The organism is Citricoccus sp. K5, assembly GCF_902506195.1.
Taxonomy (GTDB): domain Bacteria; phylum Actinomycetota; class Actinomycetes; order Actinomycetales; family Micrococcaceae; genus Citricoccus.
The window spans coordinates 1,267,970-1,290,697 of the sequence record NZ_LR732817.1 but is presented as its reverse complement, the minus strand read 5'-3'; the positions used below and the strand labels follow the sequence as shown (position 1 = coordinate 1,290,697).

Sequence of the window (22,728 nt, the reverse complement as noted above, 5' to 3'; positions counted from 1 at the left end):
CGTGGCTCACGACTCCACCTTCCGGAACAGGGCCATGAACATGGCGTCGGTGGCGTGCAGGTGTGGCCACAGCTGGCTGGTGTTGCCGGCGGAGCTGGCGCCGGGGTTGGCTCCGGAACCGGCAGAGCGCGCAGTCGGCTCACTGCCAGCATCCTGCAGAGCCGGTGCCACGGTGGTCAGGTAGCCGGTGGTGTCCAGGAGTTCCAAGCGGGGATGGCGCTTGAGCACATCCTGGACCTGGAACACCGTCTCGGCAGGATGGGGCGAGCAGGTCACGTACCCCAGGACGCCGCCGGGCTTCAGCGCCTCCACCGCTGAGTCAAGCAACTGGCGCTGCAATTCGGTCAGTGGGCCCAGGTCCGAGGGCTGACGCCGCCACCGGGACTCCGGCCGGCGCCGCAGGGCTCCGAGCCCGGTGCACGGCGCATCCACCAGGATCCGGTCGAAGGCCTCGGGCTGCTCCGTCCCGACGTCCCGGCCGTCTCCGCAGCGGATGGACCAGGTGTTGTCTGCATCAGCCGCATCAGCCGCGCTCGATCCGCCCGGCACGGCCGCCAATGCGTTCTCCACGAGCCTGGCCCGGTGCTCGGCCGGCTCGTTGGCCAGCAGGGTCGCCCCCTGTTCGCGGGCCAACGCGGCCAACAGGGCCGCCTTGCCGCCGGGGCCGGCGCAGAGATCGAGCCAGCGTTCCGGCGTGTGCGCATCCCCTGATGCCCCGTGTGCACCCGGCGCAGCACTGCCCACGGGGACCACCGCCAGGGCACGGGCCGTGAGCTGGGAGCCCACGTCCTGCACACGGATGGTGCCTTCCTTCACGCCTGGCAACCGGCCGGCGTCGCCGTCGCGGTAGAGGGCCGAGCCCGGTGCCAACGGTCCGGGTTCCGCGCCGGCCGCGAGCACAGGCTGCAGGTCCCCCAATCCGGGCAGGGCCACCAGGTTGACCACCGGGGCGGCATTGTCCGCCTCCAGCAGTGCTTCGAGTTCAGCCGACCGTCCCTCAGCGGGGCGCCCGTGGTTGGCCAGTGACTGACGCAGGGCCCGGATGATCCACTGCGGGTGGGAGTGGCGGATAGCCAGGGCCACATCCGAGGCGGCACCGGTCTGCTCGTCCACGGGCGCGAGCTGGTCCAGCCACGCCTCGCGGTCCTGGGCGGTGACCTTGCGGAGCACGGCGTTCACCAGGCCGGAGGGGCCGGCACCGATCTGGTCGCGCACCAGGGACACCGTCGAGTCCAGGGCCGCATGGGACGGCACCCGCATGCCGAGCAATTGGTGGGCGCCGAGCCGCAGGGCATCCAGGACAGGACGGTCGAGCTGGTCCAGGGGGCGGTCCACACAGGTGGCCAACACGGCGTCGTAGAAGCCCTGCCCGCGCAGGGCGCCATAGGTCAGTTCGGTCGCGAAGCCGGCATCCCGCTTGTCCAGCCGGTGGGCGGCGATCCGCCCCGGCAGCACGAGGTTCGCGTAGGCGTCGTCCCTGCTGACCGCGGTCAGCGTCTCGAAGGCCGCCAACCGGGACGGATCCGCCGACCGGCGACGCTGTGAGGGTGCCGACGCCGAGTACTGCCGCGGTCCGCCGGAGGTGCCGCGGTTGCGGGTGCGGCCCTGCTCGTCGCGGCGTTCGTTGCGGCCCTGCCCCTGACCCTGGCCGCGCTGCTCCTTGCGGCGTTCCGGCCGACCTGGCTGCCCAGGCCGGCCTGATTTCCCTGGCTGGCCTGGCCCGCGGCTCTTGCCCTGCTCGCTCATCGTGTTCCCTCAGTCGCTGTCTCTGCCGTGGATCCCGTCTGGAACCGGGTGCCCTCCGGCAGTCCCCTCGCCCAATCGGCCGCGGACATCGGTTTCTTGCCGGCGGGCTGGACCTGCACCAACCGCACCGTCCCGTCCGCGCACTGCAGATGCACCGTCTTGCGTCCGCGGTGCAGGTGGCCAGGCGATGGAGCAGGCGATGGAGCAGGTGGCGGAGCAGGTGGCGGAGCAGAAAGGTCAGCGGCACCCTCGGGAAGATCTTCCGGGACGGCACCGAGGAGCTTGACCCGTTGCTGCGCCGGCCGGCCCCCTGCCGCTCCTGCCACTTCCGCCGCTCCTGCCGCTTCCTCCGTGGCTGGCGATCTCTCCTCCAGCAGGGCCCAGGCGCCGGGCTCCGGCGTGGTGCCGTTGATCCGGGCGGCGACGGCGGCCGCCGGCCGTGCGGCGTCCACGAACCCGTCAGCCTGGTCCAGTTTGGGGGCGAGGCTGGGCTCGCCGCTCTGCGGTTCGGCCGACGCAGCGCCGGCCAGGATGGCGGCCATCGTGCTCGCGAGCAGATCCGCGCCCGAGACTGCCAGGTCAGCGAGCACCGCCCCGGACGTCTCTCCGGGCTGCAGGTCACGCACCAGGCGTGAGAACACGGGCCCCGTGTCGAGTCCCTCCTCCAACTGGAAGACACACGCTCCGGTCTGAGGTGCTTGGTCGATCACGGCATGCTGCACCGGTGCGGCGCCCCGATAGGCGGGCAGCAGCGAGAAGTGCAGGTTCACCCAGCCGTGGCGCGGCAAGTCCAGGCCGGCTGTGGGCACCAGGGCCCCATAGGCCACGACGGCGGCCGCGTCCAGATCCAGCGCGGCGATCCGGTCCAGGGTTTCCCGGCCGGCGTCGCCAGTCAGGCGGGAGGCATGGAGGATCGGCAGGCCCAGCTCCGCGGCACGGACGGCCACCGGTGAGGGGCTCAGGACGCGCTTGCGACCCACCGGCGCATCCGGACGGGTCAACACGGCGGCGATCGTGAAGCCGGCGTCCACGAGTGCGTCCAGCGACGGGACGGCGGTGTCCGGGGTTCCTGCGAACAGAATCCGGTAGGCGGAGTTATCGCTCGGTGCAGCGCTCACAGAGAACCTCCGAAACTGGAGCTGGTCGTTGCCGCGCGGTCGGCCCGGGTGGAGCCGGTGATGCGGCCATAGCCGGGATCGCGGAGTTTGCGGCGGGAGTCCTTGCGGTCCTCACCGGTGAGTCGGTCGATGTAGAGCATGCCCTCGAGGTGGTCGACCTCGTGCTGGAAGCAGCGTGCGGTCAGACCTTCGCCCCTAAAACTCACCGGGTTCCCGTCCTGGTCGACGCCCGTGACGGTGGCCTCGGCGAAGCGTTCGGGGTGGTAGCGCAGTCCCGGCACGGACAGGCAGCCCTCCCCCGGTTCGGTCAGCTTCTGACCCGAGGTCTCCAGGACCGGGTTGACCACGTGGCCGCGCTGGCCCTCCACATCGAAGGTGAAGATCCTCAACCCCACGCCGACCTGCGGGGCAGCGAGACCCACACCGCCGACGTCGTCCATGGTCTCGAACATGTCCCGCACCAGCTGGTGAAGGTTTCGACGGCCGACCGGCACGGGGTCAGCGAGGGTGCGCAGTACGGGATCGGGAACGGTGCGGATGGGCAGGACAGTCACGGCGACTACTGTATCTGCGCCCCGGGAACCGGGGTCGCTGCTGGCACTGAGGACGCTGAAGGCGCGGCGGATGCGGCCGGCACGGTGGATGCGGCCGGCACGGTGGATGCGGGCGGGGGGCCGATGGGTCGCAGTGCCGGACCGGCGCCGTCAGCGGCCTGGGAGTAGCCCCAGACCTGGCGGAGCGACCAGAACTTGCGCCAGTGGTCCGGCAACACCTGGGGGTTGGCCTGGTGGGCGACGACCTCGGTCTGTCCGACGGCCACCCCCAGCAGCAGCGGCGCATCTCCGTACTTCCAGGGCTCCCAGGTCCCGGCCACGGGGTCCACGAGAGACTCCTCTGCCTTCAGCCCGGCCACGAGCTGCATGACGACCTTCGCGTCGAGGGGTTTGACACGCCCGTCCCGCGTGGTGCCCTTGGTCTTGTAGTCGATGATGCACGTGCGGCCGCCGATGGAGGCCACGAGGTCCAGGGTCCCGGCGTACCCGACGGTGCCGTTCCAGACGGTGATCTCGGTGGCGAGGGGCCGGACGTCGTAGAGGTCCCACCATTCATCGAACCGGTCGGCGTAGGCACCCTCCCCATGCTCGGCGAGCACCGCGCGCATCTGGGCCATCTGGTGCGGCTTGCCGAGGGCGTGCAGCCCGACCTGCTCGGCGTAATTGTGGACACGGTCTCCGCGGGCGGCCGCCTCGTCCCGGTAGCGCTCGGCCGCATTCGAGGCCTGCCTGGCCACGGTCTTCAGTTGCGGCTTGGAGCCGACCGCCTGGGACAGCCGAGGGTCCTCGATGACGGCGGTCGCCGCCATATGGCCGACCCAGCCGCTGAGGTCTGTGTTCTGCTGCGAGATCACCGTGGTGATGGACGGAACCTCGGGCACGCCGGACAGACTCCGGGCATACATGCGTCCGTGTTCGGTCTGGTGGGCGAGTTGGGGTTGGGTCATGATGATCCATTCTCCCACTGCGACGGACACGTTAGCGTCCGTCCGGGCGGGGGTTCTGGTGGGAACGCGCCGGAACAGACCTGAACAGACCGGAACACGCCGGGAAAGATCCCGATTGGACGTTCCCGCCTGACGTGCACTAGAGTCATCTCTCGTTGGAAATCACGGTGACTGGTTTTTCCGGTCACCAGTTTTCTGTGCGGATGTAGCTCAGTTGGCTAGAGCGCCACCTTGCCAAGGTGGAGGTCGCGAGTTCGAATCTCGTCATCCGCTCGCAAGTCTCCAATCCCTGGTGGGGTGGCCGAGAGGCGAGGCAACGGCCTGCAAAGCCGTGTACGCGGGTTCGAATCCCGTCCCCACCTCGCATCGGTTTCTGTCCGCTAGGATGGGGACCTGCAACTCAGAAGTTCCGGTTCGCCGGAGCCCATGGGCGCGATTAGCGCAGCGGTAGCGCGCTTCCCTGACACGGAAGAGGTCACTGGTTCGATCCCAGTATCGCGCACGGACTGATCCTCCTTTCGAGGTTATCCTGGTCCTGCGGATGTAGCTCAGTTGGCTAGAGCGCCACCTTGCCAAGGTGGAGGTCGCGAGTTCGAATCTCGTCATCCGCTCCACTGAAGATGAAAAGAGGATCCCCCGACGACGGTCACCGTCGTCGGGGGATCTCTTCGTTCGCGGAGAAGCAGCTCCCCTCAGCAGCCCCCAGCCAACAGGGAGCCGATCCGCCGGGTTACAGCCCCGTCTCCCCCATCTGGCCCTCCCGGACCAGGGCGGTCATGCGGGACACGGTGCGGAAGTACTTCTTCATGTACCCGCCGCTCATCATCTCCTCGGTGAACAGCCGGTCGAACGGCACGCCCGAGGCGATGACCGGCACGTCCCTGTCATAGAGACGGTCGGCCAAGACCACGAAGCGCAGGGCCATGGCCTGTTCGGAGATGGTCTCCACCTGGTGCAGCACCATCACGTCGACGTCCTCCACGAGCTTGCGGTAGCGGCTCGGATGCACCCGTGACAGGTTTGCGGTCAGATCCTCGAAGGAGTCCTCGGACACGACGGCGGCGTCCGGGAAGCGATCTGCCAGCACCGTCAGCAGCTGGTCGTCTTCCAGCGGATCCGGCGCCGCGGTCAGGCCACGGTGACGGTAGTCCTCGCCGTCCACCCGGATCACGTCGAACTGATCGGCCAAGACCTGGATCTCCCGCTTGAAGTCCTGGGCCGCGAAGCGCCCGTCGCCGAGCGATCCGGGCAGGGTGTTGGACGTGGCCACGAGCTTCACCCCGGCGTCCGAGAGCTCACGCATCAGCCGTGACATCAACACGGTGTCACCGGGATCGTCCAGTTCGAACTCGTCGATGCAGACGAGGGTGTACTCCTTGAGCACGTCCACGGCCTTGCGGAAGGACAGCGCGCCGACGAGGTTGGTGTACTCGACGAAGGTGCCGAACGCCTTGGGGCCCGGCGCGGCGTGCCAGGTGGAGGCCAGCAGGTGGGTCTTGCCCACGCCGAAGCCGCCGTCGAGGTAGATGCCGGCGGCCGACGTCGTGCCCTTGGATCTTCCGGCCGAGCCGGACTTGCCGCCCTTCAGGAACCCGAACAGTCCCCCGCTGCTGCCTTTCCTGCTGCCTCCGCCGTTGTCCTTGCCGCCCCGAGCGCCGCCCTTGATGGAGGCGGCGAAGTCGCGCAGACGGCTCACGGCCTCGGCCTGCGAGGGGTGGGCCGGGTCCGGGATGTAGGTGTCGAAGGAGACCTCACCGAACCGGTAGGAGGGGTGGAAGCCGGCGAGCAGGTCCTCGGCGGACACCTGGGGGGTGCGGTCTGCGAGGTGAACGGTCTCAGCCACGGGCGGCTCCATCCTGATGGGGTGTGAAGGATCGGGTCAGGCGGTGTGAGCCGGCCATGACGACGGTAACTCTACCGGCGGTCGCCCCCTGCCGATGTTCACCGATTTCAATGAAGGCAACCCTCACCAATTACCACCGGGGCCTGTGGCGTAATGTAAGAGAATGACCACTGAATCCTCCAGTTCGCCTGACCCGTCCGTTCACCTCTCCGCTGACCCCTCCGCCGATTTCTCCGGTTATGCGCATCCGGAGAAGCTCGTGTCCACGCAGTGGGTCGCCGACCAAGTTCTGGGTGAGAGCCACGAGAACCACCGGAACCTCGTCATTCTTGAGTCCAATGAGGACACGCTCCTCTACTCCACCGGCCACATTCCCGGCGCCCTCAAGATCGACTGGCACACCGAGCTGAACGATCCCGTGTCCCGGGACTTCGTCGGTCCGGAGGAGTTCGCCCGCGTCCTCGGCTCCAAGGGCATCAGCCGGGACACGACCGTGGTGTTCTACGGCGACAAGTCCAACTGGTGGGCCGCCTATGCGCTGTGGGTCTTCACGCTCTACGGCCACGCCGACACCCGCCTGATGGACGGCGGCCGTGACAAGTGGATCGCCGAGGGCCGCGAGACGACCCGGGAGGTCCCGTCGGTGACGCCGGTCGACTACCCGGTGGTCGACCGCGACGACTCCACCGAGCGTGCCTCCCGCGAGGACGTCCTGGGCCACTTCGGCAAGCCCCTGGTGGACGTCCGCTCGCCGCTCGAGTACACCGGTGAGACCACCCACATGGCCGGCTACCCGCAGGAGGGCACCCTCCGCGGCGGGCATATCCCCACCGCCGCCTCCGTACCGTGGGCGAAGGCAGCCAACGAGGACGGCACCTTCAAGTCCCGCGAGGAACTCGAGGAGATCTACCGGAACGACGCCGGCCTCGGCACCTCCGATGACGTGGTCGCCTACTGCCGGATCGGCGAGCGGTCATCACACACCTGGTTCGTGCTGCGCCACCTCCTCGGATATGAGAAGGTCCGCAACTACGACGGCTCCTGGACCGAGTGGGGCAACTCTGTGCGCCTGCCCATCGCCGTGGGCGAAGAGCGCGGCGAGGCGCCGGCCGGACGCTGACCGGCCTCCGGCATACTTCAGGCCGGGACTAGGCTGGGGTACGGCATAGATCGCACCCCAGCGGTGTTTAAGGGACAGAATCGTCCGTCACCGGTGATCGCCGGCCTTCACCGATCACTCTGGAAGGAAACCCACTTCACGATGACCACCACCGAACTCCCTGAGAAGCTCCACGAGATCGTCGAGGACTTCCGAGCCGTCCCGGACCCGGAACGGCTGGAACTGCTGCTGGAGTTCTCCGAGGAGCTGCCGGCCCTGCCCGACCGCTATGCCGGTCATCAGGACCAGATGGAGCAGGTCGTCGAATGCCAGACGCCGTTGTTCCTCGCCGTGGAGCTGGAGAACGCCGCGCCCGACGCCGGCCCCACCGCCGCGTCGATCGTCCGCCTGTTCGTCTCCGCTCCGCCGGAGGCTCCCACCTCCCGCGGCTTCGCCTCGGTGCTGTCGCAGAGCCTGAACGGCCTGCCGGCCGCCGAGGTCCTGGCCGTCCCCGAGGACCTCTCGACCCGCTTGGGCCTCCAGAAAGCCCTGACTCCCCTGCGGCTGCGGGGCATGTCCGCCATGCTGGGTCGCATCAAGCGCAACATCTCGGACCAGCTGGCCGATCAGCTGGCGGGCTGAACCGGCAAGCTGAACCGGCAACAGGTCGAGTTTCCGCCGGACGTGCCTAATACCCCATGACCCGCAAGAAGCCCGCGCACTCCGCCTCGACGCCCGCCCTGCACGCGCTGGAACGGGCCGGCATCGAACATGAGGTGTTGGAGTACGAGCACGACGAGCGATCCGGCCTTGGCTTCGGCGAGGAGGCCGCCGAGAAGCTCGGGCTGGACGCCACCGTGGTGTTCAAGACCCTGATGGTGGCCCTGCCGGACGACTCCCTGGCAGCCGCCGTGGTACCCGTCGCCGGAACCCTCGATCTGCGGGCCTTGGCCTCCGCGCTCGGGGTCAAGAAGGTCACCATGGCGGAGCCGGCCCTGGCGCAGAGACGCACGGGTTACGTGCTGGGTGGGATCTCGCCGATGGGCCAGCGGCATCAAACCGTGGTGGTCATCGACTACTCGGCCTTGGCCCTGGACCATGTCCTGGTGTCGGGAGGTCGCAGAGGACTGGACGTGAGACTGGCACCGCGAGATCTGGTGACGTTGACGCAGGCTCGCGTCGCACCGATCGCGGCTCTGTAGAGCCTTCCGTCGAGATCCAGGGTTCAGTCGAGCGCTGAGGCCCCGCCCGTCGTCGCCGTCAGGGCCTCAGCCACGGCGTTCTCCGTCGCCAGGAGCGCCTCGGACATGGACAGCTCCGTGGCGGGGCTGCCCACCGGGGTGACGGCGGCCGCGCGGATGTGCGCCTTGTCCACGTCCGGGAACAGCCGGTGGAGCAGGCGGGTGGTGCGCATCAGCGAGATGAGCGGCCACGTGACGTCGTCGGCCGGTTGACCGTCCATGAGCACACCACGGATCCTGTCCCGCAGCTCGTGCTCGAAGTGCTCGTCCCGCTCCCGGTAGCGCGTCCGGTGGAAGATCCACAGCACCGTACTCTCGTCCTCCTCCACGATGCCCCGCTTCACCAGTGAGGCCGCCACGGCGTCCCGCAGCGTCTGGCGTGAGAAGCGGTTGATCCACTGCTCGGCATCGCGATGGCGGGTGAAGGCGCGGATGATGTCCCAGACCTGCTCCAGCGGCCACTCAAGCCCTGTGCTGTGCGCCCACGCCGGCGGATTCGGATCAACGGCGAAGACCTGCTGCGGATGCTCGATCGTGCGCACCGTGCTTCGCGTGACCTCAAGCCGGCCCCGGCGCGCCAATTCCACCAGTGCGGCCCCGGCGATCCCCATCCCGACGGTCGGTCCGTCCAGCAGGAGCTTGCCCTTCTCGTCGTCCAGGCAGAGCAGCAGGAAGTACTCGGGGAGATTCAGCGGTCGGTCGGTGACAGCCTCAGTGCTGTCCGTGAAGGGCTCGCTCATCCATCCATTGTGGCGCAGAAGGCCTCGATTGCGCAGGACCGGGGTTATTGACCGGCGTCGTTCTCGCGGACCTTGCGGGACTGCCGGTACACCGTGACCATGCGCTGGCCCACCGTGATGGCCGACGCCGCCGCCAGCAACAGGAGGACCACTGCCAGGGCCCATGGGTTCAGGCCGAGACCGGTCAGGCCGGCGAACACCAGTGTCACCACGAGCCGCTCCGCCCGTTCGGCGATGCCGGTATTGGCGTCGAAGCCCAATGATTCGGCCTTGGCGCGGGCATAGGACACCAGCATGCCGAGTGCCATGCTGGCGGCGGCCGCCACGCCGGCGATCCAGAAGTCTCCGGCACCGAAGAACCAGAGCATCAGTCCCAGGAAGACGGCGGCGTCCTGGACCCGGTCCAGGGTGGAGTCGAGGAAGCTGCCCCACCTGCCGGTCGTCCCGGCGATCCGGGCCATGACCCCGTCCAGCACGTCCGAGAAGACGAAGAGGGTGATGACCATGGTGCCCCAGAACAGTTCTCCCAACGGGAACAGGATCAGTGCCCCCAGCACCACGCCGAGTGTCCCGACGATGGTGACGGCATCCGCCGAGACGCCGCGAGCCAGGAGGAACCTGGCCGCCGGCGTGAAGATCCGGGTGAACAGGGCCCGGGCGTAGCGGTTGAGCATCAGCCGCGCTGTTCCGTGGCGGTGCTCGCCTGGTGGCTGTCAAAGGCGGTTTCCGCTTCTGCCCAGGCTCCGGCCACGGCCGCGCGGACCGTATCCAGGGTCACCGTGATGTTCTTGGTCTCGGCGATGATCGGGAGGAAGTTTCCGTCTCCGCCCCACCGCGGAACGATGTGCTGGTGCAGGTGGGCGGCGATGCCGGCGCCGCCGGTCTTGCCCTGGTTCATGCCGAGGTTGAAGCCGGTGGCCTTCGCCGTGGTGCGCAGTGCCGTCATGCCGATCTGGGACAACCGGGCGATCTCCAGGGTCTCGTCCACGGTGAGGTCCGTGTAGTCGGGAACATGGCGGTAGGGACACACCAACAGGTGCCCCGCGTTGTAGGGGTAGAGGTTGCACAGCACGAAGGCCGTCCTGCCCCGTGCAACGATCAGTGACTGCTCGTCAGATCGACCCGGAGCGGCGCAGAAGGGACACGTGGATTCTCCGCTGACCTGGTCCTGTCCCCCACGGACATAGGCCATCCGGTGAGGGTTCCACAGTCGTTGGAAGCCGTCCGGCGTTCCGGCGAGTTCGAAGTCGTCGGTGGCCGGGGTGCTGCCCCTCGGGCTCGGCTCCGGCGTCACTGGGTCTCCCGGTTCCTCACGGCGTTCACGATGCGTTCGACGGCTTCGCTGACGGGCACGCCGTTGTCCTGGCTGCCGTCCCGGAACCGGAAGGAGACCGCTCCCGCTTCGGCGTCCTCGCCACCGGCGATGAGCACGAACGGCACCTTCTCCTTGGAGGCGGTGCGGATCTTCTTCGGGAAGCGGTCGGAACCGTCGTCAAGGCGGGCACGGATGCCCTGGGCCTTGAGCTGGGCGACCACCTCGGCCAGGTAGTCGTTGAAGGCCTCCGCGACCGGGATCGCCACGACCTGCTCCGGGGCCAGCCAGGCCGGGAAGGAGCCGGCGTAGTGCTCGGTCAGCACGCCGAGGAAGCGTTCGATGGACCCGAAGAGGGCGCGGTGGATCATCACGGGGCGCTGGCGGGTGCCGTCTGCGGCCTGGTACTCGAGGTCGAAGCGTTCCGGCAGGTTGAAGTCCAACTGGATGGTGGACATCTGCCAGGTGCGGCCGATGGCGTCCTTCGCCTGGACGGAGATCTTGGGGCCGTAGAAGGCGGCGCCGCCCGGATCCGGGACGAGGTCCAGGCCGGAGGCGGTGGCGACCTCTTCGAGGGTGCGGGTGGCCTCCTCCCAGACGGCGTCCTCGCCGACGTACTTCTCGGGGTCCTTGGTGGACAGTTCGAGATAGAAGTCGTTGAGGCCGTAGTCCTTGAGGAGGTCCAGGACGAAGGTGAGCGTGGTGGTCAACTCCTCCTTCATCTGGTCCTTGGTGCAGTAGATGTGGGCGTCGTCCTGCGTCATCCCGCGCACTCGGGTCAGGCCGTGCACCACACCGGACTTCTCATAGCGGTACACCTGCCCGAACTCGAACAACCTCATGGGCAGCTCACGGTAGGAGCGGCCCCGCGACGCGAAGATCAGGTTGTGCATGGGGCAGTTCATGGGCTTGAGGTAGTAGTTCTGGCCCTGCTTCGTGATCTCGTCAGTGACTGGATCCCGCTGCTCGTCGATCTGCATGGGCGGGAACATGCCGTCCGCATACCAGTCGAGGTGTCCGGAGATCTCGTAGAGGTGCTGCTTGGTGATGTGCGGGGTGTAGACGAACTCGTAGCCGGCCTCGGTGTGGCGCTGACGCGAGTAGTCCTCCATCTCCTTGCGGATGATGCCGCCGCGGGGGTGGAACACGGGCAGGCCGGAGCCCAGCTCGTCCGGGAAGGAGAACAGGTCCATCTCGGCGCCGAGCTTGCGGTGGTCGCGGCGCTCTGCCTCGGCCAGTCGCTCCTGGTATGCCTTGAGATCGTCCTTGGTGGGCCAGGCGGTGCCGTAGATGCGCTGCAGCTGCTTGTTCTTCTCGTTGCCCAACCAGTAGGCGGCCGCCGAACGGGTCAGCGCGAAGGCGTTGGAGATGAGCTTGGTGTTCGGCAGGTGGGGGCCGCGGCAGAGATCGCACCAGACGCTGTCACCGGTCTTGCGGTCCACGTTGTCGTAGATGGTGATCTCGCCGGCGCCGACCTCGATGTTCGCCCCCTCGCCCACGGCGTCCGCATCCTCCTGCTTGTTCAGCAGTTCCAGCTTGTACGGCTCATCGGCCATCGCCTGGCGGGCCGCGTCCTCGGTGACGACGCGGCGGGCGAAGGTCTGGTTCGAGTTGATGATCTTCTGCATCATCTTCTCGAGGGTCTTGAGGTCCTCCGGAGTGAAAGGTTCCTCGACGTCGAAGTCGAAGTAGAAGCCGTCCGTGATGTAGGGGCCGATGCCCAGCTTGGCGCCCGGGCGCAACTGCTGGACCGCCTGGGCCATGACATGGGCGGTTGAGTGGCGCAGGACGTTGAGTCCGTCCTCGTCCGAGATGTCCACGCCCACGACGTCGGCGCCGGCCGGAATCTGGCGGCTCAGGTCCTGCAGTTGGCCGTCCACACGCATCACGACGATGGTCTTCTGATCGGAGAAGAGTTCTGTGCCGGTGGTACCCGAGGTCACCTCCCGCGATTCCGCGTTGACGGTGATGGTGATCTGTTCGTGTTGCAACGCCTCGGACACGGTCCGGTTCCTCCTTGGGTAGGGCTTCAGGGCTGATGGCATACGGTGGCCATCGCCAGCCACCGGCCATTCTAGGGCAGTCGTGGTCGGTTCACCGTCTGATGGCGTGCATGCCGTGGTGCCTCTGGAGGCGTGCTGCGGACCAGACAGCCTCAGACAGTCTCGAAGGTCAGAAGCGTGGCGGTTGTTGATTCAGCTGCTTCACTTGGTCCAGTTGATTCAGCTGGTCAGTCGGTTCACGCCACGTCACGCCACGTCACGCCACGTCATCGAGATTGTCGCGGCCGCCTGATTCCCCTGGGGTCTCGGGCCCCGGACTGCCAGAGGTACCTGGATCTCGGGGGCGCCAATAGTGATTGCGGCGGGGCCGTTGTTCCGGGTCGTGATAGCGAGCAGGGATGAACCAGGGCACACCGTCTTTGACCTCGATCTCCCACGCGCCAGCGTGGACTGCGTGGTGGTGATGTGAGCAGAGCAGGACCCCGTTCTCGACACTGGTGGGCCCGCCATGCTCCCAGAAGCGGATGTGGTGGGCTTCGCACCAGGGAGCAGGTATGGAACAGGCGGGTGCCGCACATCCGCCGTCCCGGGCAACGATGGCCCGTCTGAGCTTTCGGGTGAACAGCCTCTGGGATCGCCCCACGTCGAGCACCTCTCCTGAACCGCCGAGCACTATAGGGATCAGGTCGGCATCGCAGGCCTTCTGCCGGATGGTCTGTGGATCGATCGCTCCCGCATACGCTGCCTGGGATACCACGTGGCCGGTGCCGGCGTTGCCTATGACGCTCGTGTAGTGGCCTGCCAGGGACTCGTAGTCGATCGTCACCAGAACCTGTGGCCTGGCTCCGCCACCCCCGGCATCCGGCAGGTCAGATCCGCCCTCTTCGGCGGTGGGAGTCGTTTGGTTCGTCAAGGCCAGTGCACCGGTCAGGGCACTGATGAGTCCGTCCAGTTCCTGTTGGGCCCGGCTCCGGGAATCCAGCGAGTCCGCAACATCCAGGTGCTCCGCCCACACGTCGGCACCCGGCTGCTCGTCAGCAATCCTGCGCGGGTTGGAGGAGGCGGAGACGAGGGTCTTCAACGTCTCATGCTGGCCGTCAGTCGCCAACAGGGACCAGTGGTGCAGGTTCGCGGTGCCCTTGCCGTGATAGAAGAGCCCTTGGGCCGCGTTCATCTGGGCATCGGTGGGCTCGAGACCGTCGGGATTCACCACAGCGTCAAAGCGTTGGCGCCAGTACGCGCACACCTTCCGTACGGCGTCCGGGTCCATCTCCTGCGCCTGGGCCGCCAACACCCGCTCCCCCTCAGTGATCAAGAGGTCGATGTGTTCCTTCGGTGCTCCAGCTCGGCCCGCGTCGGCACGAGCAGACGCGAGGGCGTCCGCCACTGTGTCCACCGCGGCGAGATCGGCCTGGGCCGAGGTCACGGTGCCGGCCAGTGCGCCCATCTCGGGTGGAAGCACCTGGGTTCGGTCCTGGGACAACTGCGGCATGACACGGGCAGCGCGGCGGACACGCTTCTTCGCCTCATGACGGGGGATGCGCAGAACCTGTTGGAGGTAGTCCGCCCCGTTGCGGTAGGCACACTTGCCCTCCGGTATCCCCAACACACCGCGACGAGTCCCATGCTCTTCGAAGACGTGGTCCACCTGGCCTGCCAGTCCCGTTCGAGCCGCATCCACCCATCGGCCGAGCTCCTCGACCCGGGACAGCACGACTGGCAGACAACCCACCGGCACGGCTTCCGCGGTGGCGCCCAGGGTCTCATCGTTCAGAGTCGCGCCGTTCAGAGACTTGTCGCCTAGCAACTCATCCGGGTCCGCGCCGCCCCTCTCGTCGAGCGCCCTGTCCGCATGGGCATACAGCCCCCACTCCTCGGAACGATCATGATCCGGCCCATCCGGGAAGCGGTCGACGGCATCCGGCAGCCGGGGATCCGATACCCGTGCCGCCAGCTCCTCCAGTAAGAGGCGGGAGGCCACCAGCAACTCGGGCAGGTCCAGCCCTGCCAACTCGCCCTTCTCGATCACCGGTGCTCCTCTCCCGTGTAGTTGCAACCCCACCAAGTCGTCCGCCTAGTACATATATTCGATCATGATGCTGGGACACGATAAGCTCCCTCACCGCGGAATGTGGACGCCTCCCTGCCTTCTGTTGCCTGTGCAGGAGGCGGTACGCACCGCGGATCTGGCCATCCGACGTCGTGCGTTTCTACACTCGGGGCAACCACCAGCGTCCGACTGCTGACAACGCAGCCCAGAACCGGGATGTACCTATGCCTTCCACGACAGATTCCTCCACCGGCGAGCCGCTTCACCGGCGCAGGCCTCAACGACTCAGGGTCCAGAATTTCTTCGTCTCGCGGGACGGCATCGCCGCAGGGGAAGACCAGAGCCTGGAACGCCCCTTCGGCCACGTGGACCCGGGCCCCCTGACCGAATGGGCCGGGGCCACGGACAGTTGGCCCAATCGAACGGATCCCGGCGGCTCGCGGGGCGTGGACGACCACATCGTCCGCGACTTCACCCACAACATCGGGGCCGAGATCATGGGCAGCCACAAGTTCAGTCCGTTCCGGAGCCCCTGGACGAGCGAGGACTGGAAGGGCTGGTGGGGTGATGACCCGCCGTTCCGCTCGCCGGTGTTCGTGCTGACGCACCACCTGCGCCCGTCCTTCTCGCTCAGCGACACGACGTTCCATTTCCTCGATGCCAGTCCCTCCGAGGCGCTGAGGATCGCCATGGACGCTGCCCAGGGCAAGGACGTCCGCCTCGGTGGTGGTGTCACGACGGTGCTGGAGTTCCTCGAAGCTGGCCTCGTGGATGATCTGCACATCGCCGTCGCACCCCATGACATCGGTTCAGGACTGCGGCTGTGGTCCAGTCCGACGGACTTCGAGGACCGCTTCCATCATGAGAGTGTCCTGAGCCCGAGCGGGATGGAGCATCACTTCTTCTGGCGTTGAGCCGAGGCCTCGGCGTCGAGAACCCCGAGCAGATGCCGGTTGCGCTGCCGGATCAGCCTGCGGAGGTAGGGCACCAGGATCAGTCTTTCGGCCAGGCGTCCGAAGAGGGGCGACGTCACGGTGATCGTATCCGTCATGGTGCTCGCCCTCTGAGCGGTTCCCCCGGCCGTTGCGAGTCCGGCTCCGGCAGATCCGTGGGCCTCACTCGAGAAGTCGTGGACGTGGCGGAAGGAGCGGAAGGGGCCGGTGATCTGCTCGTCGACGAACCGACGGGGACGGTCATGTTCGGTGATCTGGGAGGTCATGGTGAACCAGATCCCGAAATGCCGGGCCCGCCAGGTGACGGTCTCGCCGTGACCGATCTGCCCCGAGGTCACGCCGCCGATGGCCTGTTCACCGGAGTCGGCCATCGATCCGAGATGCTCATCGATGCTCAGGGAGAGGTCGAAGAGCCGCTCGGCTGCGTGCGACGACGGGGTCACCACCGTGAATGTGCTCGTCATGGTCTGATCGTCGCACGTTCTGGGTCAGACCGGTTTCCGCCCGTCGCCGAGGCACCCTCCGGAACTCCCACCGGGCCGCGCACCTTGACCGGCCAGGACCCGGTGTCATGGTGCGGGATGTCGTGAAGCCGCGCGGTGGCCCCCACCACTTGGCGCGAGCCACCGGTCTCCTGCTGTTGGGCGGCTGACGAGGCGGCCGGACCCCACGGCACCGGAGCAGGTGGCGCACCAGCCCGGGTCCGGTCCCGGCGCAACCAGGCCCGCCATTCGTCCCGCGTGCCATCCAGATAGTCCGGATCGGGCAGCGAATCGGGCCGGTGCAGGTCCCAGGCACGAATGGCCTGCAGGCTGATGGCCTTGGGGCCGGTCCGGCGCGTAGTGCCCTCGATCAGCATCAGCCTGGCCGAGAACAGCATCTCGCCGGTCTCATGCTGGGCCTCCGTGAAGAATGAGGCGTCCACGCACCCCGTTCCGTCGTCCACGGAGATGAACACCACGCGTTTGCCGCTGCGCATGGGCGGGGTCTGCGTCGCCACCCGCACCCCGGCCACCAGCACCCGCGACTGTGACCGCAGCCCGAGCAGGTCCTCCGCCGCCGTCACCCCGAGCGCCTCCAGGTACGGCCGGTGCGATTCCATCAAGTGGGCGGTCGTGTCCATGGCAGTCAGATCCAGCTCGGTCCGCACCCGTTGGTCCCGGCTGGGCTCCGGGAACATCGGCACGATCGCCGCTGCCTCGGTATCGGGCAGTTCCAGGGAGAGCTGACCGTCGACCTGGCGTCCGCCAGACCGCTTCCTCCGCCCCGACAGCCCTTCGGCCTGCCCACCGTGTTGCAGTTCCAGATGGTGGACCAGGTCCGTGCGCGAGGCCCCGCCCAGCGGCAGGAGGCAGTCCAGCGCACCGAGCTGAGCCAGCCGCTCGAGGTTCCTCCGGGTCGGGCGGGCCCGGTCCCGCACATCGGCCAGTGAGGCATAGGGCTGCCCCGCCACGATCCTCTTGATCTCCGTCTCGCTCAGCCCGGACAGCGCGTTCAGCGCCAGCCGGATCCCCCAGCGCCCTGCGGCTTTCCCCGGCCCGACGCCGTCCGGCCGGCTCCCAGCGGCAGGCGCGTTCTCCAGGAAGGGCGCGGCGCCGGCGTCGGGAATCTCAGGATGGCCGGGCACCCACTCGAGCCTGAACCGATCGGTGGAGGCATTGATGTCCACGGGCAGCACCGGGATGCCCATGCGGCGGGCCTCGGCGATCATCAGTCGGCGGGGGTACATTCCGGGATCGTGCTCGAAGATCCCGGCCAGGAACGCCTCGGGGTGATGGGTCTTGAGCCACGCCGAGTGGTAGGTGGGAACGGCGAACGCGGCACCGTGGGCCTTGCAGAAGCCGAAGGAGCCGAAGGCGTGCAGCGTCCCCCAGACCTCGTCGACGACCTTCGGCGGGTAGCCCTTCGCCAGTGCCGTAGACCGGAAGAACTCCTCCACCACGTGCTCCTGCGGCCCGCCGATCTGACGGCGGAACTCATCCGCCTGGGCCAGCCCGCAGCCGGTCATCACGTGGAAGGTCCGCAGCACCTGTTCGTGGAACACCGTCACCCCGTGTGTCTCGGCCAGCACGGGTTCCAGGTCCGGGTGGGGATACCGTGCCTGGGAGAAACCGTGGCGCTGTTCGAGGAAGGGCCGCACCATGTCCGACTGCATGGGCCCAGGCCGGAACAACGAGATGTCGATGGTCAGGTCGTTGAATTCCACGGGAGCCATCTTCCCGATCAACTCACGCTGGCCCGGTGACTCGATCTGGAAGATGCCCAGGGTGTGCGTGGTCCGGATCAGTTCGAAGGTCGGCTCGTCATCGAAGGGCACCTGCTCGAGGTCCACCGTCCTCCCCGTGGTCCGCTCGATCTCGGCCAGGGTGTAGGCGATGGTCGACTGCATCCTCACGCCGAGCACGTCGAGCTTGAGCATGCCCATGGGATCCATGTCGTGCTTGTCGAACTGACTCATCGGCAGGTCGATCCCGGAGGGCTGCAACGGCGTCCGGTCCAGCAGGGTGGCGTCTCCGAGGATCACCCCGCACGGGTGCATGGCGATGTGCCGCGGCAACCGGTCGAGTCGCTCGGTGAGGTCCACCAGCAGGTCCAATTGCTCCTGTCCGGCGGCCCGGCCTGATTCGACCTGCTCCGCGAAACCGCGCAACTCCGGCATCCGGTCCATGGCCTCACGGAAGCTCGACGCCGAGAACCGCCACAGTTGCTTGGCGATCGTATCCACCTGCCCCGGTTCCATGCCGAGGGCCATCCCGGCGTCACGCACCGCTCCTCGGGCACGGTAACCGTTCTGCATGCTCATGAGCGTGGTGCGTTCGGCCCCGAAGCGCTCGAACATCGCATGGTAGACGTCGTGACGGCGGGCCGATTCCACGTCGATGTCGATGTCCGGCAGGGTCGAGCGGTCGTTGGAGAGGAAGCGTTCGAAGATCAGCTCGTGCCGCATGGGGTCCACGTTCGAGATCCGCAACAGGTAGTTGACCAGCGACGAGGCCCCGGATCCGCGCGCGGAGACCCGCACCCCCATCTTCTCGATCATCGCCACCACCTCGGCCACGGTCAGGAAGTAGCTGGCGAAGCCGAGCCGGTTGATGATGCCCAGCTCCTGCTCCAACCGCTTCTCCAGGTCCTGGCCGGCGGTCGACGACGCAAAGCGGGTCCCGGTATAGAGGCCCGGGAAGCGGTCGGTAACCCTGGCCAGAGTACGGTCCCGCAGCGCTCTGACCGGGTCCCCGGTGATCCCGATGACCGAGGCCTCCGGCACGGTGGGCCGCCTCCAGCCCAGGTCCGGGCCGGGGTCCATGCGGCAGGCATCAGCGAGGGCATGGGTGTCATCCAGCAGGGCCGTGACCCCCTCGGCACTGCCGCCGGCCCGCCCCTCCGTCCCGGACCCCGCCGCCTCGCAGATCTCCAGGGCGATCTGACGCATGGGCCCCGCGGGCTTCAGCCAGCCCTGCCCGTTGGGCTGCAGGTCGGTGAGGGCCTCGAGGGAGCTCAGGGCCCGGGCGGCGTCGAGGACGTCCGCGGTGGCGGCCCCGTCCGGCGTCGCATAGCGCACCGCGTTGGTCAGCACCGCCGGCACCCTGGTCTCCCGGGCGGCGCGCAGCATCTTCACGGCGTGGGCGGCTGACAGCTTCTCCCCTGGCGCAGAGAGATGGCAGACTACCTCCACCCGCAGGGATCCGGCGGGCAGCGCGGCCTTCCACTGGCGCAGCAGCGCCCGGCCGGCCGTGTACTTGCGCGCGGCCATCAGCCTCCCGACGTCGGATCCCGGCCCCAGCAGAACGAACAGTTCCGGCGGGGCACCGTGGTGCCTGCCGGCGGACCACTCGGCCAGTTCGGCCATCGTGACGTACGGGGTTCCCCCGGCAGAGCCACCCGTGGTGTGGGCATGCGCTGCCGAGATGAGCCGGACCAGGGCTCGGTATCCCGTGCCCTGCGTGCCGCCTCGGGCCAGCACGACCACCCGACCGGCGGGATTCGACCGCTGTTCGCCCCAGGCCACCGCGAGGTCCACCCCGATCACCGGGTCCAGCCCCTGCTCCAGGCAGGCGCTGACATGCTTGGCCGTGCCGTAGAGCCCGTCCCGGTCAGTGCAGGCCAGTACCTCCGCACCGTCCGCGGCGGCGGCTGCGGCCAGCTCAGCGGGCCAGGACACCCCGTAATGGGAGCTGAAGGCACTGGCCACGTGCAGATGCGGAAAGCCCGGGGCGGCACCCATCAAGCGCTCTCCCTGAGGCGCACGGCGGCGCCATCATGGATGCGGACCAGCCGCCAGCGGCCGGAGTCGACATGGTGGGAGAGGTCCAAGGTCAGCAATGGTGCGTTGCGTGCCTTCTCCAGGCGCACCTGGACCCGCCAGACCTCGTGGTCCACCAGACCGGCGCCGCGGCCTCGCTCGGCCCGGCGCTCCTCGGTCCACCACTTGCGCCGCTCGTACCAGCGCACCGGCTGGGCCGCCAGTACGTAGATCCGGCCGTTCCACTCCAGGCGCTCCGGGGCCCCTGCCGTGGTGCATCCAACGGCGACCGATTGAGTGAAGATTCCCATGGGACGTGATTCCTGCCCTGTTCTTGTCGTGACTTCTCATGCCGTTTTTCCGCCCTCCGGCACGTGGCCGGCGGGTTCGTCCGGGGGCAGCCCGGGCCGGCGTCGTGCCCTGCCGTCTGGGAAGGAACGGCGGGCCCGAAGCCGGGGCTGTCCGGTGGGGCGGTGGGAAGTGAAACGGCCGACGGGAAGGACCGGCCGCACCCCACCATGGTATTAGTACATGTGTTCTAACACCAAGAATGAGGCTACGAGGAAGGTCGGACGCGATAAGCGTCCGGTCAGAAACCCGTCAGTTGATGGGCTTCACATACTTCGGGAAGGCCAGCGGCTCGTCGAGTTTCTGGGGCTCCGGGTTCATGTCCAGACCCAGATCCTTGGCGAAGACCAGGCGGGTGCCGTCGTACACCCGCTTCGAGTTCTCGTTGAGCTCGAAGACCCGGGCACCGCGCAGGGTGTGCTGGTCCCAAGTACCGTCGTTCAGGCCGTAGGGGCCGAAGCCGGTGCCCGGACCGTAGCCCAGCTCGATGCCGTAGTAGTTGCCCATGTAGGTGTTGATGTGGTCATGGCCGCTGTACATGCCGAGGACGTCGCCGCGCTCGAAGGCGGCCGCGTAGATGCCGGAGTTGAACAGCCCGGTGTACACGCCCTCGTTCTTGACCCCCACGATGCCGTGGCGCTCCGCGGCCGCCGCGTGGCCGGAGTCGTCCGAGGTGAACTGCTGGCCGAACCACATGTGGTGGTGCTCATAGGTCGGGATGTGGAAGTACATCAGGCTCGGCACCTTCTGGCCGTAGCGCTCCTCCGTCTCCTTCGAGAGCTCGTTGTACCAGCGGATCTGCTCGGGGCGGATCCAGTCGTACCCCATGAGCCCCTCACGCGACTGGCCGGCGGGGTTCTCCTCGGCGTAGCGGCCTGAGTCGAGCAGCCAGATGCCGAACCTTGGATTGCGACCGCGGGAGCCGCGGACCAGGAGCTGGCCGTTGGAGGAACCGAACAGCCCGTCCTCGTCGGTGGGGTTCAGGTTGTGCTTGTACTGGCGGATGAACTCCACCATCTGCGGCTCGAACACCGTGGTGCCGGCCTGCTCGGTGGAGTCCTCGTCATGGTTCCCGAAGGTCAGTGCCCACTGGACGCCCCGGGACTCCATGGGCATCACCACATTGTTGATGGCCTGGTAGACCTCGCGGTTGGTGGTGGGGCCTCCGGTGATCACGTCGCCGTTGATGAGGGCGAAATCCGGCTCCTCCTGGTCCAGCACCTTCCCCATGAAGTCCAGGGTGCGGCGGTCCGTCAGGTGGTCGTCCTGGGTGTCGTTGAACTGGATGATCTTGAACCGGCCGTTGCGGTTGAAGGACAGCGGCATCCGACGGCTGCGCCTCTCCTTGCCCCTGCCGGCCGCGGGCTGCACTCCGGCGGCATGGGCCGCCGCCGGCAGGGAGCCGAGGACCCCGGCGGCGGCCAGCGCCCCACCGCCGGCCAGCATACGGCGACGGCCGACTCCAGGGGGCTCCGGGGACGGCTGCGCGATGGACGGGTCGGACGGATTCTGCTCGGTCATGGTTCCCCCTCGGGACAAGGCGACGCCGCGGACTGCGGCGCTCCACAAACTAGAGAGCCCTCCTGAACTCCACATGGCGCAGAGCCGAAGCGTGGAACCACTACCTGTGGGTAGAACTTCACCGCATTGTCAGCGGATTCACAGCTGGGAGAGCGAGGGGCGCCGGAAGCCGTCAGATCAGCGTGTCCAGGGGTTCCATCAGTTCGGGGCCGTTGTTGCGGACGTTGCCGACGGCGGCACCCACCTCATCCAGCGACCATCCCGAGGCTGTCCCGAAGGCCCGCTCCCGGACGCGGTCCACCAGGGCGCCGGCAGCCGCCGAGGACAGTCTCTCCGGCTCCAGCCACGCGTCCAGGGTGTCCCGGTCCATCGGCAGCGGGAGCCGGTCGTGCAGACCACCGAGCTGCGCCAGGGTCGGGTCGGCATCGTCCGCCTCCGGAGAGGGGCCGGTGAGGATGGTGCAGCTCAGCAGCCAGCGGGCCGGGTCGCCGTCCGGCACGGCCTCGTCCTTCCACCATTCGTAGAGTCCCGCGAAGTAGATCGGGGAGCCGTCCTCCGGGTGGATGTAGAAGGGACGCTTCTTCGCCGACTTAGGCGCGCCCGTGTCCGGTTTGAGCCATTCGTAGTAGCCGTCCACGGGGACGGCACAGCGGCGGGCCTTCACCGCGGAGCGGAACGTGGGCTTCTCCGTGACGGTTTCAGACCGCGCGTTGAACGCCCTCGAACCGACGGACAGGTCCTTGGCCCACGGCGGGACCAGGCCCCACCGGGCCACGTGGATCTCCCGGCGCGTTCCGGCCTCGGAGCCCGACGTCGGCACGGCACGTTCCAGCACCACGGCGACATCATCGGTGGGCGCCACATTCCAGTTCGGCGGCAGCACCAGTTCCTCGTTGAGGTCCGCACCCGAGTCCGCCACCAGGTCACCGATGGCCCTGGCCATCACATACCGTCCGCACATGGCTTCAGTCTGCCGCAGCCTTTCGTCTGATGGTCAACCGCCCGGGATCAGT

General features: G+C 67.8%; 19 protein-coding genes and 4 tRNA genes. 8 read left to right on the top strand and 15 right to left on the bottom strand.

Going from position 1 to position 22,728, the window contains the following annotated elements:
* Positions 1-6: 6 nt before the first annotated feature.
* The 4 genes from BOSE125_RS05785 to BOSE125_RS05770 are packed head-to-tail and all read right to left on the bottom strand — an operon-like array spanning position 7 to position 4,365.
* Positions 7-1,746, bottom strand: coding sequence for an RsmB/NOP family class I SAM-dependent RNA methyltransferase (locus BOSE125_RS05785; RefSeq protein WP_159550842.1), 1,740 nt, complete (start codon positions 1,744-1,746; stop codon positions 7-9).
* Entirely contained in the window at positions 1,743-2,864 is a 1,122-nt protein-coding gene (locus tag BOSE125_RS05780) for a methionyl-tRNA formyltransferase (RefSeq protein WP_159550840.1), read from the bottom strand. Before BOSE125_RS05780 ends, BOSE125_RS05785 begins: the two co-directional genes overlap by 4 nt.
* Positions 2,861-3,418, bottom strand: a complete 558-nt coding sequence (def, locus tag BOSE125_RS05775) for a peptide deformylase (RefSeq protein WP_159550838.1) — start codon at positions 3,416-3,418, stop codon at positions 2,861-2,863. Before def ends, BOSE125_RS05780 begins: the two co-directional genes overlap by 4 nt.
* Positions 3,419-3,423: 5 nt before the next feature.
* Positions 3,424-4,365, bottom strand: coding sequence for a PD-(D/E)XK nuclease family protein (locus BOSE125_RS05770; RefSeq protein WP_236557835.1), 942 nt, complete (start codon positions 4,363-4,365; stop codon positions 3,424-3,426).
* Positions 4,366-4,564: 199 nt separating this feature from the next.
* Between BOSE125_RS05770 and BOSE125_RS05765 the strand changes: the two genes are divergently transcribed.
* The 4 genes from BOSE125_RS05765 to BOSE125_RS05750 all read left to right on the top strand — a co-directional run bounded on the left by BOSE125_RS05765 (position 4,565) and on the right by BOSE125_RS05750 (position 4,979).
* Positions 4,565-4,638 (top strand) — tRNA-Gly (locus BOSE125_RS05765).
* A gap of 18 nt (positions 4,639-4,656) precedes the next feature.
* Positions 4,657-4,727, top strand: a tRNA-Cys gene (locus tag BOSE125_RS05760).
* 68 nt (positions 4,728-4,795) lie between these two features.
* A tRNA-Val gene (locus BOSE125_RS05755) sits at positions 4,796-4,867 on the top strand.
* A 35-nt stretch (positions 4,868-4,902) separates the two neighbouring features.
* Positions 4,903-4,979, top strand: a tRNA-Gly gene (locus tag BOSE125_RS05750).
* A 116-nt stretch (positions 4,980-5,095) separates the two neighbouring features.
* Here the strand turns inward: BOSE125_RS05750 and zapE are convergent.
* Positions 5,096-6,208, bottom strand: coding sequence for a cell division protein ZapE (gene zapE / locus BOSE125_RS05745; protein ID WP_159550836.1), 1,113 nt, complete (start codon positions 6,206-6,208; stop codon positions 5,096-5,098).
* A gap of 163 nt (positions 6,209-6,371) precedes the next feature.
* Between zapE and BOSE125_RS05740 the strand changes: the two genes are divergently transcribed.
* The 3 genes from BOSE125_RS05740 to ybaK all read left to right on the top strand — a co-directional run bounded on the left by BOSE125_RS05740 (position 6,372) and on the right by ybaK (position 8,509).
* Positions 6,372-7,328: a sulfurtransferase gene (locus tag BOSE125_RS05740; RefSeq protein WP_159550834.1), complete on the top strand. Its 957-nt coding sequence runs from the start codon at positions 6,372-6,374 to the stop codon at positions 7,326-7,328.
* A gap of 141 nt (positions 7,329-7,469) precedes the next feature.
* Positions 7,470-7,949 carry a SufE family protein gene (locus BOSE125_RS05735; RefSeq protein WP_159550832.1) on the top strand — a complete coding sequence of 160 codons (480 nt, stop codon included), beginning with the start codon at positions 7,470-7,472 and terminating at the stop codon, positions 7,947-7,949.
* A gap of 56 nt (positions 7,950-8,005) precedes the next feature.
* Positions 8,006-8,509, top strand: coding sequence for a Cys-tRNA(Pro) deacylase (ybaK, locus tag BOSE125_RS05730; RefSeq protein WP_159550830.1), 504 nt, complete (start codon positions 8,006-8,008; stop codon positions 8,507-8,509).
* Between the two features lie 23 nt (positions 8,510-8,532).
* Here the strand turns inward: ybaK and BOSE125_RS05725 are convergent, their stop codons facing one another.
* The 5 genes from BOSE125_RS05725 to BOSE125_RS05705 all read right to left on the bottom strand — a co-directional run bounded on the left by BOSE125_RS05725 (position 8,533) and on the right by BOSE125_RS05705 (position 14,632).
* The gene (locus BOSE125_RS05725; protein ID WP_159550828.1) at positions 8,533-9,288 is read right to left on the bottom strand and encodes a GPP34 family phosphoprotein; all 756 of its coding nucleotides are present in this window, start codon (positions 9,286-9,288) and stop codon (positions 8,533-8,535) included.
* A gap of 44 nt (positions 9,289-9,332) precedes the next feature.
* A complete protein-coding gene (gene pgsA / locus BOSE125_RS05720; protein ID WP_159550826.1) occupies positions 9,333-9,962 on the bottom strand; it encodes a phosphatidylinositol phosphate synthase in 630 nt (209 codons plus the stop codon).
* Complete coding sequence (locus BOSE125_RS05715; protein ID WP_159550824.1) at positions 9,962-10,582, bottom strand: HIT domain-containing protein; 621 nt, start codon at positions 10,580-10,582, stop codon at positions 9,962-9,964. Before BOSE125_RS05715 ends, pgsA begins: the two co-directional genes overlap by 1 nt.
* The gene (gene thrS, locus BOSE125_RS05710; protein ID WP_159550822.1) at positions 10,579-12,603 is read right to left on the bottom strand and encodes a threonine--tRNA ligase; all 2,025 of its coding nucleotides are present in this window, start codon (positions 12,601-12,603) and stop codon (positions 10,579-10,581) included. Before thrS ends, BOSE125_RS05715 begins: the two co-directional genes overlap by 4 nt.
* Before the next feature lie 256 nt (positions 12,604-12,859).
* Complete coding sequence (locus BOSE125_RS05705) at positions 12,860-14,632, bottom strand: HNH endonuclease signature motif containing protein (protein WP_159550820.1); 1,773 nt, start codon at positions 14,630-14,632, stop codon at positions 12,860-12,862.
* A 245-nt stretch (positions 14,633-14,877) separates the two neighbouring features.
* Here BOSE125_RS05705 and BOSE125_RS05700 point away from each other — a divergent pair, with 245 nt between their 5' ends.
* Positions 14,878-15,567, top strand: coding sequence for a dihydrofolate reductase family protein (locus BOSE125_RS05700; protein WP_159550818.1), 690 nt, complete (start codon positions 14,878-14,880; stop codon positions 15,565-15,567).
* Here the strand turns inward: BOSE125_RS05700 and BOSE125_RS05695 are convergent.
* The 5 genes from BOSE125_RS05695 to BOSE125_RS05675 form a co-directional block, all read right to left on the bottom strand.
* Complete coding sequence (locus BOSE125_RS05695) at positions 15,549-16,070, bottom strand: SRPBCC family protein (protein ID WP_159550816.1); 522 nt, start codon at positions 16,068-16,070, stop codon at positions 15,549-15,551. The genes BOSE125_RS05700 and BOSE125_RS05695 overlap by 19 nt on opposite strands.
* Positions 16,067-19,828, bottom strand: coding sequence for a DNA polymerase III subunit alpha (locus BOSE125_RS05690; protein ID WP_159550814.1), 3,762 nt, complete (start codon positions 19,826-19,828; stop codon positions 16,067-16,069). Before BOSE125_RS05690 ends, BOSE125_RS05695 begins: the two co-directional genes overlap by 4 nt.
* Positions 19,828-20,157 (bottom strand): DUF6504 family protein, encoded by a 330-nt coding sequence (locus BOSE125_RS05685; protein WP_159550812.1) that lies wholly within the window; start codon positions 20,155-20,157, stop codon positions 19,828-19,830. Before BOSE125_RS05685 ends, BOSE125_RS05690 begins: the two co-directional genes overlap by 1 nt.
* A gap of 289 nt (positions 20,158-20,446) precedes the next feature.
* The gene (locus BOSE125_RS05680) at positions 20,447-21,715 is read right to left on the bottom strand and encodes a metallophosphoesterase family protein (RefSeq protein WP_159550810.1); all 1,269 of its coding nucleotides are present in this window, start codon (positions 21,713-21,715) and stop codon (positions 20,447-20,449) included.
* A gap of 172 nt (positions 21,716-21,887) precedes the next feature.
* Positions 21,888-22,676, bottom strand: a complete 789-nt coding sequence (locus tag BOSE125_RS05675) for an SOS response-associated peptidase (protein WP_159550808.1) — start codon at positions 22,674-22,676, stop codon at positions 21,888-21,890.
* Between the last annotated feature and the right edge of the window lie 52 nt (positions 22,677-22,728).